The sequence below is a fragment of the Crocinitomicaceae bacterium genome (assembly GCA_016708105.1).
In the GTDB taxonomy this organism is placed as follows: domain Bacteria; phylum Bacteroidota; class Bacteroidia; order Flavobacteriales_D; family Crocinitomicaceae; genus JADJGJ01.
In genome coordinates, this window is the sequence record JADJGJ010000001.1 from 250,674 (window position 1) to 262,679 (window position 12,006).

10 protein-coding genes are annotated in these 12,006 nt (G+C 37.2%); 4 read left to right on the forward strand and 6 right to left on the reverse strand.

Annotated features, from left to right (window positions below; translation table 11 throughout):
• Position 1 precedes the first annotated feature (1 nt).
• The 3 genes from narI (at position 2) to IPH66_01005 (ending at position 2,692) form a co-directional block, all read left to right on the forward strand.
• Positions 2-1,402, forward strand: a complete 1,401-nt coding sequence (narI, locus tag IPH66_00995; GenBank protein ID MBK7127930.1) for a respiratory nitrate reductase subunit gamma — start codon at positions 2-4, stop codon at positions 1,400-1,402.
• Positions 1,403-1,523: 121 nt separating this feature from the next.
• Positions 1,524-1,868 carry a winged helix-turn-helix domain-containing protein gene (locus IPH66_01000; protein ID MBK7127931.1) on the forward strand — a complete coding sequence of 115 codons (345 nt, stop codon included), beginning with the start codon at positions 1,524-1,526 and terminating at the stop codon, positions 1,866-1,868.
• A gap of 77 nt (positions 1,869-1,945) precedes the next feature.
• Complete coding sequence (locus IPH66_01005) at positions 1,946-2,692, forward strand: DUF2490 domain-containing protein (GenBank protein MBK7127932.1); 747 nt, start codon at positions 1,946-1,948, stop codon at positions 2,690-2,692.
• Between the two features lie 60 nt (positions 2,693-2,752).
• On the opposite strand, the gene IPH66_01010 is transcribed toward IPH66_01005, so the two are convergent.
• The 6 genes from IPH66_01010 to IPH66_01035 all read right to left on the reverse strand — a co-directional run bounded on the left by IPH66_01010 (position 2,753) and on the right by IPH66_01035 (position 11,104).
• Entirely contained in the window at positions 2,753-4,231 is a 1,479-nt protein-coding gene (locus tag IPH66_01010) for a T9SS type A sorting domain-containing protein (GenBank protein MBK7127933.1), read from the reverse strand.
• Positions 4,232-4,343: 112 nt separating this feature from the next.
• Positions 4,344-5,426 (reverse strand): hypothetical protein, encoded by a 1,083-nt coding sequence (locus IPH66_01015; protein ID MBK7127934.1) that lies wholly within the window; start codon positions 5,424-5,426, stop codon positions 4,344-4,346.
• 120 nt (positions 5,427-5,546) lie between these two features.
• Positions 5,547-6,314, reverse strand: a complete 768-nt coding sequence (locus IPH66_01020) for a response regulator transcription factor (protein ID MBK7127935.1) — start codon at positions 6,312-6,314, stop codon at positions 5,547-5,549.
• 92 nt (positions 6,315-6,406) lie between these two features.
• Positions 6,407-9,328 (reverse strand): histidine kinase, encoded by a 2,922-nt coding sequence (locus IPH66_01025; GenBank protein ID MBK7127936.1) that lies wholly within the window; start codon positions 9,326-9,328, stop codon positions 6,407-6,409.
• A gap of 92 nt (positions 9,329-9,420) precedes the next feature.
• Entirely contained in the window at positions 9,421-10,791 is a 1,371-nt protein-coding gene (locus IPH66_01030) for a T9SS type A sorting domain-containing protein (GenBank protein MBK7127937.1), read from the reverse strand.
• 4 nt (positions 10,792-10,795) lie between these two features.
• Complete coding sequence (locus IPH66_01035) at positions 10,796-11,104, reverse strand: hypothetical protein (GenBank protein ID MBK7127938.1); 309 nt, start codon at positions 11,102-11,104, stop codon at positions 10,796-10,798.
• Positions 11,105-11,439: 335 nt separating this feature from the next.
• Here IPH66_01035 and IPH66_01040 point away from each other — a divergent pair, with 335 nt between their 5' ends.
• Positions 11,440-11,940, forward strand: a complete 501-nt coding sequence (locus IPH66_01040; protein ID MBK7127939.1) for a hypothetical protein — start codon at positions 11,440-11,442, stop codon at positions 11,938-11,940.
• Positions 11,941-12,006: the final 66 nt, after the last annotated feature.

Genomic DNA, 12,006 nt, shown 5'->3' on the forward strand with positions numbered 1-12,006 from the left:
CATGTTAGAGACAGTAAAAAATCCAGGTAAAATTTCAAAACTTGTTTGGTTTACACTGGTGGCACTTTTTGCTACGATATCAAATTATAGTTCGGCTCAAACAGGAGAAGAACTGTTTAAAAACAATTGTGCGGCCTGCCACCGTCTGACTGCTGATAAGCTTGTTGGGCCCGGTTTGCTTGGTGTAGGTGAACGCCGTTCAGAAGAATGGTTACTGAGCTGGACAAAAAACAGCGCAGCACTTATTGAGAGTGGTGATTCAACAGCCGTTGCACTTTTTGCGGAGTTCAATAATTCACCAATGCCTCCATATGAGCAGCTTGGCGACAGTGCGATTTTGTCAATTTTTGACTATATCGCCACTGCTTCAGAAGCACCTGCTGAGCCGGTAGTTGCTGAAGCACCTGCAGCTGAAGCACCTGCTGCACCTGCGGCTGAAGAACCGGTAGCCACTGACTATACAGGAAAAATGGTTTATTGGTTTGCAATCGTTATTGTGTTACTTGTAGCTTGGATGCTTTGGGGCACATACCGCAATGCTAACCGTGCGATGGATGAAAATGGTTTTGTTGGATACAAAAATTACAACAAAAATTACCTCACCACTTTTGCTATTGTGTTGTTGTGTACTATTCTGGTTATTTATCTATTAAAAGAAGCGCTTGCTGAAAAAACACCGGGCTTCTCCTACTTGATGTTTGGTGCATTCCCATATGTTGCACTGATTATTTTCTTAATCGGAAGTATCTTCAGATACAAAAATCTTGGATTCAAAGTTTCATCTTTATCAACTCAGTTTTTAGAAGGTCGTCAGCTTTTCTTTGGTAGCCAACCTTTCCACTGGGGTATGTTGATTATTTTCTTTGGTCACATTACTGCGTTTTTAGTGCCACGCGCAATTATTGTTTGGAATGGTCATCCACTTCGTTTATTAATTCTTGAAGTTTCATCGCTCGCGTTTGCACTTGCTGCATTGATTGGTTTAGTTCTTTTGATTAAACGTCGCTATAGCCATAGCAAACTGATGGTGTTGTCAAACAATATGGATACCTTGGTTTATGTTATACTTCTTGTTCAAATTGTTTCCGGTATTGCTATTGCATTATTCTCACGTTGGGGATCAACTTGGTTTGCAACTTCATTAACTCCTTACCTGAGATCAATCTTTACATTTGATCCACAAATTGGAGTTGCTGATGCAATGCCATGGTGGGCACAAATTCACATTGTATCTGCGTTCTTCATTATTGCTATCATTCCGTTTACCCGCTTTATGCACTTCTTGGTTTATCCTATTGCATATACTTGGAGAAGATATCAAGTGGTTTATTGGAACTGGAACAGAAAAGCAATTCGCAAATCAACTGCACATACTTACGGTAAATTACCACGCAATCATTAGTTGTCCAATCCGGTGTGGTAATTACTTTACCCAGGCCTTCGGGTCTGGGTTTTTTTTTCAAAATCACCATAATTTGCATTGAATGTTTTTTTAGCAGACTAATAATAAACACCACTGGAGTATGAAAAAAAATAAGTCAGAAATTCGTTTACGTGTGTGGATTGAAAAGGGTGACAAACCTTTTATTGGTCCTGGCAGAATTACCCTATTGGAAAACATTGCCACGTACGGTTCAATTTCCAAAGCGGCCTCTGAAGTAGATATGTCATACCGCAAGGCGTGGCAATTGATTAGAGATATGAATGCCTCAGCGGGTTCAGTGTTGGTTGACCGGCAAATTGGTGGAAAAACCGGTGGTGGTGCTGTATTAACTGACGAAGGAAAAAAAGTAATTAAACAATATCGGCAATTAGAAAAAGAAATTGATAAAGCACTGAAGAAGTACGAGGGTAAAATGACGATTTAGTTTGCACGATCGGTATTCTGATGACTTGATAAATGAAGAACTTTGTAAATAATTGGTAGCTACTAAACTTTAAACAAATGAATTGGCTGTGCTTTAATTATAAGATTTATTCTCTGGTATTTTTTTTCATGATTACTAATTTCAGTTTACATGGACAATCAAATACCCATAGCAACCAGCAATGGGTTCAATATTATGCCCAGAAAAAAATTAGCGATAAATTTTCACTTGGTGGAGATGTAGGTTTTAGATGGCGGAATTGGATGAACGAACCTGCTCAATACATTGCGCGCGTTTCATGTTGGTATAAATTGAACAGTGGTTTGAAATTAGGTGGAGGTGTTGTGCACAGCGGTTTTTTTGCACAAGATTTGGCGAATGATACTTATTTTAGTTCGTCAGAATTTAGACCATATCAGGAGATTGGATATGACATGAAAAAAGAAAAATTCGTTGTCAACTTTAGATATCGTTTGGAAGAAAGATGGTTTACGCAATTTTCAATATTTGATCAAAAGAGTCATACATTTTTATTGCGCAATAGATTGGCAGCAAATGCGCAGTTCAAATTATTCAATATATCAGAGAATAAAGAAACCAGTTTATGGTGGCTTATTGGCAACGAACTTTTTTTAAACTGGATTACGCCTGATGCCACCGGAGCTTATGATCAAAACCGTATAATGACAGGTCCGGTACTTAAGTTTTCTGAAAACTTGTCTTTGCAATGTATTTATAATTTGCAGATAACAAGCTCAAAACTTACAAATGCAAACCACATGTTTACTCATGTTATTTGGGCTTCAGTCAGGCATTCATTCTAAAAAAAAATCCGCCACAGCGCGACGGATTTTCATGTACATTTAGTCAAAGGAATTATTTTGTCAATATGATTTGACAAACCGCTGTACCTGTCCGTTCTGGGTTTGAATGAAATACACACCCGGTGCAAGATCAGAAATATCAATCACTGTTTTACCGTTGGCGTATTGAGTTGAAATTATTTCTCCGGTAATATTTACGATGTTAAAACTAAAAAGCTGATCAGTGATGATGGTTAATTCATTTTGTGCAGGGTTAGGATAAACGTCAAATAAGATTGATTCATTCTCATGAACACCGGCAGTGAGATCTTCAACAGTTACAAGTATCACCCCCATGCAACCCAAAGAATCCATCACAGCAATAGTGTAATCACCCGGTGTCAGACCATTTAATGTCATAGGTTCAGCATACGAAACCATGATGCGCGTATTTTTTCCGGTTCCAAAGCAAGGGTCATAACCAAAGGTTGCATTAGCGCCCATAAAAGTGCCTGAGTAATTTCCAAGGAGTGAATCTTGCACGGCCTGCATTGTTTCTGGTGAATGACAATTTGCATAAATAAATTCACCGCATGTTCCTGATGGATTACCATACGATGCAAAATTTACCGAAGTAAAAGTTGCTAAACCCGGAGCAGTGAGCGTTGAAAGATTTGCTTCACTCATAGTGCTGCATACTTTGCCTGATGTTATGGTTGTGAAAGTACCTCCGTTGAAACTTACCTGGTAAGGTGCGTGACCACCACTTACATTGTAGTTGATGACACCTGTGTTTGAGGAGGTGTTAGTGACATTGATAATATCAATAGCAATATCTTTGCAATACACTGCTGACATTTCATATAACGTATCAATTTCTTCAGCTGACAATACGCGATCATAAATTCTAACGTCATCAATAGCGCCTTGAAAAAAGCGATTTGGTGCAGCACCAGATCCATTCACATCATTGTATTGTGCACCAATAGTAAGATTTGTACTGCTTGTTGTGTTAGTGTAAAAACCACCGGGCGTGTAGGTAGAAACCAGGCTATTGTTTACGTAAAGGTTTTGCTGATTGGTTGTTTTATTAAATGTAAAAGCAACAAAGTACCAACCTGTTGTTGACATGGGTAGAGCAACAGACGTTCCCATATTGTTAATGGTGCGAATGGTGTACACACCGTTAAGGCCATCTTGATAAATCCCGTATTCCTCATTGGTTGCGTCATTCCATTTTGCAACGATAGCTCGCATGCCTGAAAAACCATTTGCCGGTTCAATCCATGCAGTGATGGTAATTTCATCCATGTTGTCAAGATTGGTAGTGGCGTTATCACCAAAATAAACAAAGTCTGCTCCATCAAAATAGAGTGCCATATTTTCAACACCAAACCGATCATCTGTTGGAGTTGCGCCTATATTATAACCGTGATTTGTACCTACCTGATCAAATACGTTTCCATAAGTAAATGGAACATCCATCACCAAGCCATCATTGACTTGTGAAAACGAAAACGATGCCGAAAGCAGCCCTGAAAGAAGTATAATTTGCTTCATAATGAATTTAATTTTGAACAAAGAAAGTCTCTTCACTATGAAATAAAAACAACCGCTTCATGAATGGTAGATTTGAATTCATGAAGCGGATGAAAATGTTAGGATCTAAAAATCAATGCTTGAATGCCGCGATGGTTTCATGCGATACCGGAACCAATGCCCCTTGAAAACCGGCCATATAAGTTTTTCCGTAGGTTGAACCGTCCCAGTTTTGTTTCATGATTACCGGAATGTATCTTCCTTCACTGCCTTCTGTCCATCCGGTTGAAACGGCAATTACCGTGCACCATCTGTGAGTTTTTACATTGCCTTTATATTCGTCTTTCCAATCTGTATTAATATAGCAGTAAATAAATTTATCAGCCCAAGCAACCGGCTTATCTTGTGCGGCCATACCTGAAATGATTTCAAAATATTCTGCCTCGCGTGTGTCATCATCTATTGCCAGTTTTGGCAATGCAACTAATTCGCCCAATGATTTGCTAACGTAGTCTGCATTCAGTTTTTCATATCTGAAAAGTTCTGTTACAATTTTTGTACTGTCCCAATTTTCAAGTTTTGATTTATCTTTTGACAGTGCATTCAGATTTCCTCCGTGTGAAAAACTTTGATCATAATTCACTCTATTTTCTTTTGCGTAAACGCTTCCAAATACAAGTACATCCGGATCTTCAACCGTGCGATACATCATACCGCTTTTAAAAGCACCACTTTTGCTTACACCCATAATTGAACCAAAGGTGTAGTTTTTGCAGTTTACTTCTATTGCAATGAAATTAAATAGACGACAAACATTTTTTTGTACATCTTTTAATCCGTTTGCATATAATTCATACATGTTTTCTAATTGATATCCGGCAATGCGAACGGTGTTTTCAATGGCATTATCAACCACGTGTATTCTGCCGGTAAATGTTGCCGGGTCAAATTCAATTACAAGTTGGTCAACGGTAAAAGTTTTATATGCATTCATGGCATTTTTATACATGAATTGTACGGGAAAACGCAAAAAATACGTGCCGGAAATTCCAAGCGAATCAGTGTGAGTTTTTGAATAGGCCGTCATTCCTTTAGGATACTCATTCAGCGGGTCAGTTGCAGTGCCATTCAATTTGCTTTCAAGATTTTTACCTAGTTGGCAGAAGCCTGTATAAGCAGAAAAAATGAGAGCCGTAAGAAAAATAATTTTTTTCATAGTTGGTCAAGAATTTAGTTGCTGCAAAGCAAAATAATTTTAACCGGATAAAAAATTCTAATTCGTGAATCGTTAGTTTTAATTCACTAAAGAAGATAGAATTAAATGACAAGCGTCAAATCAGTTTTCAAGTGAGCGATGAATATGCTGAATAGCCGTTTCAAAATCATGCTTGCGATCACGGGCTATTGGAATTACAGCGCCATTATCCAGCGTAAGTTCATGATCTCCTTTGTTAAATTTGCTCACGTGATAGAGATTGATAAGATAGGAGCGATGAGGCCTGAACATGAAGGGAGTATCTTCTAGTGCATTTTCAAAATGTTTCAATTTTTTACTTACCAGCATTTTTGTTTGGTCAGTTTTGAAAATGGTAGTATATGCTCCTTCAGCTTGCAAATATAGAATTTCAGTAAGCGGAATTAAATGCGTTCCATCTGATGAAGGCACGGCAATGCGTGTTAGTGGATTGCCCTTAAATGACTGCTGTAAAATTTCAAGACGCTGATAAATATCGTTTTTGTGCAAGTTATTTCTTACTTTTTGAACAGCAGTTTTTAGCAATTCCGGATCAACAGGTTTCATTAAATAATCAACTGCTGATACTTCAAATGCACGTATTGCATATTCACTGTACGCAGTGACAAACACAACCTGAAAATCAATTTCACGAAAAAAACCAAACAATTCAAATCCGTTATATTCGGGCATTTCGACATCCAGAAAAACTAAATTGGGTTTAGTGCGATTGATTGCTAAAACAGCAGACGGAACATCTTTACAAATTTCTAAAATTTCAACATCAGAACATACCAATGCAAGTAAGGCTGAAAGAGCGCTGCTTGCCCTGCCTTCATCATCTACCAGTATGGCTGTAATTTTATTCATTCTTATGCTGCGCTAAAGATATCAGAAATTTATTTTGATTATGCGCTGGTTTCATGAACGGTGCATTTTACTTTATAAAAATCTGATGCACCTCACTTTTTTTGTGTTAATTTATCTTTTACATCAGCGGTGACAGTGATGTTTACTTGCGTGCCTGCAGCCTCATTGTCTGAATACAAATCTTCAATTGCAAATGTTACACGGTAATCATCACGGCCGTTTAGTAATTCTAGTCGCTGTTCAGTTGCGCGTGTTGCAAATGACTGGTGACTAACTGCCATTCTTTCTTTTATCTCTTGAGATCTTTTGCGCCCTATTCCATTATCCCGAATAGTACAATGTATGGTACACGATTCATCCTTTGACCGAGTCACCTCAAAATGGATGTATAATTTTTTTTCTCCTCGCTTATGAAGCAGACCATGCTTGATTGCATTTTCTACAAATGGCTGAATGAGCAGTGGCGGTAGGTTCGCATAATAGGTCTCATTTTCATCAGGGGTATGCAATGCGTATTCAAAATCATCGCCAAAGCGCAGTTTTTCAATTTCGAGATAGAGAGATAGAAATTTTATTTCATCAGCCAGACTGATTTCATCTGTATCTGTGAGGTCAATAACCATACGTAGAATGCTTGAAAATTTTGTAAGATAGAGATAGGAATTTGAAATATCTTTTTGTAAAATTAAATCCTGAATTGAGGTGAGTGAATTAAATATAAAGTGTGGATTCATTTGCGCTTTAATAGTTCGCAGTTGATACCGGATCAATTTTTCTTTGAGTAAACTTTTCCTTCGTATACTTCTGATTTGCCAGGTATAAAATAATGCTGCCAACATGCCGGTGAGCAAAACAATCACCAGATAAAACCACCATCGTTGCCAAAATGGAGGATAAACCACCAGCTGAATTTTGAGAAACGATTCACTGCTGTACCCATCTTCATTTACTGCATCTAGCCACAATTCATATTCACCTGAAGCAAGCGAATTGAAGTAGAGTTCACGGTTTTTTCCATCAACATAATTCCACGCATTATCTTTCGAAAATTTGTATCTGAAAAAGAATTGACCCCGGCTCCTAAAAGAAGCTGCGTTGAATAGAATTCTGAGATCATCATCATAATACATTTCAATAGGTTCAACCGATGACACAGGTTGATTGTTGATTAAAACATCTTCAAGTTGTACCTGAATTTTTGTTTTATTTTTTCTCAATGCATTTAACGGATATTGATACAATCCACGCGTGCTGGCAATAAATAGATAATCATCATGCAAGGCAAGCGCATTGATGTCTTTGGTGTTGATTCCATCTGTTAAGTCAAGCAGAAAAGTTTCTCTAGTATCCGAAAAAATTAATTGAATTCCTTTTTCCGTTGCACATGCAATAAGCTTATCATTGATAGCAAAGGCAATAACGCTATTGCCCATGAGTACGAGTTGATTTTGCCAATGATATTTTACGCTGTCGTTGACAAAACCATATAATCCCTGATCAACAGTACCCACCCATAAAACACCGCGATGAAAAGACATAGTGGATGGAAAAATTCTCTCACCCTGATGTGTCAAATAAGTGAGACTATCATGCCCATAAACTGCCAATCCTTCACTTTGCGCAAACCAAACTTTATGATTGGTTGTATCACATTCAACTAAACGACCACTTTGTTTTGATATCATCACCGTGGAATACAAATTGGTTTGCAATACTTCATCAGTATAATTAAAGTATCCTGAGCCAAGAGCAGATGTAAAATAAAATCGTCCTTGATCAACCGCGATATCACGTGTATAATTTGTGCTTATGGTTTGTTCATGCTTAAATAAAGAATCAAAAACTGAAATATAATTTCTTGCTATCAACCACTGGTTATTGTATTTGAAAACAGACGAAACTGTGCGGTATCTCAGTTCTGCATTTTGACTTAAATAATTTACTTCACCAGTTGTTATATTCATCAAAAAAGATGAACCGTCAAATGAACCGCAAATCAAGGTAGAATCATTCATCACATGAATTGCGGATATGTTTTGATCTTTAATTAGATTGTCTGTTTCACTGTATATACGCATGTCAATTTCAGGAATCACATACATGCCGTTTTCAAGTGAGGTGAACCAATAATTCCCTTCACGATCAATCAACATATTTGAAATTTTTTCTCCGCTGAAAAGATGCATTCTAAGTTTTTGGCTTGGCAAATCATAACACCAGGCTCCGTTTGTGGTTGAAATCCAAACCGTATTTTCGTCGGTTTGATAAAAAGTATACCATAATGAATAACCTGCACCTGAAATCGGTAAAAAAGTTTTGTTAAGTACTTGATGGTTTTCCAAATTCAATACATGAAAAATCTGACTTGAATTATTTGAAAACACGGCGTAACCCGGTTTGTTTCTTTTATCAATCCAGCATGAATGTATGGGTTCATTCACTGTGTTTAATGGAATAATATTTTCTGAATTCATCAGTAAATAATAGAATGAACTTTGATTTTGCACCAGCAGAGAATCGCCTCCTAAATAGGTGATTTCAGTGATGTCTATCTGGTCTTTAAACAGATGTTTTTTATTGCCCTCATCATCAATTATCAAAAGTCCGTCAGGCAGACCAATGAACAAGTCACCTGCTTCATTGAAATCAAAGCCCGGGTGATTTTTGATTTTGTCTTTAACATCAGCATAAATAATCAAAGAATCATTTCTTACCAGATAAATTTGTCCTGCAAAATTCTGACACCATAATCTGCTTTGATTGTCAAAACGAAGAGAAGAAATAGCTCTTCCATTTTGTTTCAGATTTGTATAATGTTTGAATTCAAACCCATCATACCTGAATAATCCGGCTTCGCAACCAATCCAAATGAATCCTGACGAATCTTGCACCGCACAATAAATTTCATTGGATGGAGCACCGGTCTCATCATTCACGCCGTAGTAATAAGGCGTCTGTCCCTTCATTGCAAAGCAGAAGAGAGCACCTATTACAAAACTAATCAGACGAGGCATGGAGCAAAGATAGGATATGAACTTGATTTTTATTAGGCACAAAAAAACAGCCCTCATAACTGAGAGCTGTTAACTATTGAATTTATTATCAATTAATTTTTTTGGATTTTGAAAGCATTTTCATTTACAAATAGAATGTATGTTCCGTTTGAAAATGATGACAAATCAAAACTCATAGAGCTGTTGATTGCCTCTTTTGAAAGGAGCAATTTTCCATCAACGTTATAAATGATAATTAGATCACCAGTAGTCAATCCGTTTAATGTAATCAGGCCAGTTGTTGGATTTGGAAACACTTCAATATTTTGTGAATTGTTGTCATTCAGACCCAGACATGCCGATACGGTAAAGGTCACAGTATCACTTGAGCTACATCCATTCCCATCAGTATAAGCGTAGACAACATCATAATTTCCGGCAGTTTGATTTGGGTCAAATGTTCCGCCAGAAACACCGGTTCCACTAAAAGTTCCTCCTGCAGGTGTTCCTTCTGTTAAAGTAACCGGAGCAAAATAATTACACAGCGTTGTGGCTGTCTCGCTATAAGTAACAACAGGTAATGTAAACGCGTCAATTACTACCGTTGCATCATAGGTACAGCCGGTAGATGTTACGGTTCCTGTTACGGTATAAGTAGTAGATCCTGCTGTTGCGGCAAAAGCTACCCCATCAGTAACACCGTTGTCCCAAACGTATGTGTCAGCACCTGTGCCGGTAAGTGTTATCATTTCTCCTTCGCAAGGAGTGGTTTCAGTTGCATTAGCTGTAACGGTAACCGGCGCACACCCAGATGCACTAAATTTTACTGCCAGAGAATTTGTTGGCATATTTCCGGTTTGGTCACATACGTATTCAAGTCCAAGAGTTGGATCATTTTGAATTCCGATTGTGAAGAAATCCGTACCCATATTTGATAACTCTTCATATTGCATAACAATGTCACCATTGTCATAGAGAATTACTTGCCATGAATCTCCATCACCAGGTCCGCAGCATGGTACAGCGTCATAAAATTCTATTACAAAATAATTTGTGAAAGCCTGATAATATACTCCGCCTTGTGAACTTGGATCAATATCACCCCACATGTGCGCAATAAAATTATATTGCGTCATGGTGTAACCAGGAGTACCCGGTATACATGAGTTGCTATATCCTAAATATACGTCTTCAAAATAAACGGTTCCGTTTGAAGCAATAGAAATATCGGTGAAGTTATTTCCATAAAAAGGGAAAGTAAATCCCAATGGGATACTTGCAATATGACAGTCATCACAAACTAATCCTGTTGCAAAAGTACCGCTACCTCCTGCAGGCACTGCAATTTCAATCCAGTTATAAACAGGGCCGCCTGGTTCGTTAGAGTCAATATAGGTATATCCAAATGCATCTGGTCCGCCAACAGCAGCCATAGATGTTAACCCAAGCAATGAAGCGAAAGTTAGAAGTAAAGTCTTTTTCATAAGTTTAATTAGTCAACGTTTTTAATTTATTTTCTGCAGCAACAATTTCAAGTTCAATAATTGCTTTCAAAGAATCATCCAGATACAAATCTGAATTGCGCAAAGCTTGAATGTACGATTGATAAACCGCTTGCTGATCTTCAGTGCGCACTTCTGCTTTTGTGTTTAATTTTTGTACTGAGCTCCACTTCGCAGAAATTTTTGAGTCAGTGAGTAACTGAGCAAAGTCTTCTCGTGAGACTTCACTACTTAGTTGAGTATGCCCTACAAATGAAATTGCGAGTAGACCCAGAGAGAAAATAGTTTTTTTCATAATTAGATTTTAAAAGACAAATATATATAAAATGTGTCTGAAGGCCTGTATATTGCATTGAAGAATATAAGTGACCAATGAACACTTTTATAAGAATTGCAAATTGATAATAGAAAACGTCAATAACCGCAATTTTCTATTTGACAAAGAAAAAGCAATAATAAAACGTATTAAATCGGAATACTGATGGGGTTAGACACAAAACAGCATTTAGATGGAATAATCTTTCACCCATGTACAATTTTACATACTTCTTTAGTTGGCTTTCTTTTTGAAAGCATGAAATCAGTATTTTTACTTTTGGGGTTGTTAAGTCAACCTACCAAACCAACGTCATGAAAAAGTTCCTCATCATTATTGCTGTATTTGGAATTATTTATGTCCCGTGTTTGTTTTTAAATTTTCTCCCTCTGACAATTGAGTTCTCTGAACTTGAATTATCCGAAAAGAAGGTGTTGGACTCCGGAGATGTTTTTAACCCTTTTGCAAACATTGAAATGACTGAAGGTAAATGTATAGCATATGTCATCTATTCTTGGGACGACATGCAGTCTGACTTGAATCTATTGGAAGGAAAAGCACTTTATTCAAATGATGAAATTGTGTTAAATGAACTGAAGAATCTTACATTCCAATATACTGCAACAGATATGACAACGGTGAATAGTTTCTTTTACATTTTTAGTGACGGCATCTTGAAATTTAAATCCGGTATCATCCTTGAAAAAAACAAAGTAGGATTTCAAAATTCTGATTTTGGTTGGATTGAAAATAATGAACTGTTGAATACCTTTAGAAAATTCAAGAGGTGTTGGATGCCGGTTATCTTGTTATAGAATGCTATATCGCTGTTGAAATTCAAAATTATTGAAACTCGTAATAATCACACAAAATGTGTGACA

Bases quoted from the DNA above. Each gene is read 5' to 3' on its own strand.
- IPH66_01040 (MBK7127939.1), top strand. From the start codon at position 11,440: ATGAAAAAGTTCCTCATCATTATTGCTGTATTTGGAATTATTTATGTC.
- IPH66_01005 (MBK7127932.1), top strand. From the start codon at position 1,946: ATGAATTGGCTGTGCTTTAATTATAAGATTTATTCTCTGGTATTTTTT.
- IPH66_01025 (MBK7127936.1), bottom strand. From the start codon at position 9,328: ATGCCTCGTCTGATTAGTTTTGTAATAGGTGCTCTCTTCTGCTTTGCA.
- IPH66_01010 (MBK7127933.1), bottom strand. From the start codon at position 4,231: ATGAAGCAAATTATACTTCTTTCAGGGCTGCTTTCGGCATCGTTTTCG.
- IPH66_01030 (MBK7127937.1), bottom strand. From the start codon at position 10,791: ATGAAAAAGACTTTACTTCTAACTTTCGCTTCATTGCTTGGGTTAACA.
- IPH66_01000 (MBK7127931.1), top strand. From the start codon at position 1,524: ATGAAAAAAAATAAGTCAGAAATTCGTTTACGTGTGTGGATTGAAAAG.
- narI (MBK7127930.1), top strand. From the start codon at position 2: ATGTTAGAGACAGTAAAAAATCCAGGTAAAATTTCAAAACTTGTTTGG.
- IPH66_01020 (MBK7127935.1), bottom strand. From the start codon at position 6,314: ATGAATAAAATTACAGCCATACTGGTAGATGATGAAGGCAGGGCAAGC.
- IPH66_01015 (MBK7127934.1), bottom strand. From the start codon at position 5,426: ATGAAAAAAATTATTTTTCTTACGGCTCTCATTTTTTCTGCTTATACA.
- IPH66_01035 (MBK7127938.1), bottom strand. From the start codon at position 11,104: ATGAAAAAAACTATTTTCTCTCTGGGTCTACTCGCAATTTCATTTGTA.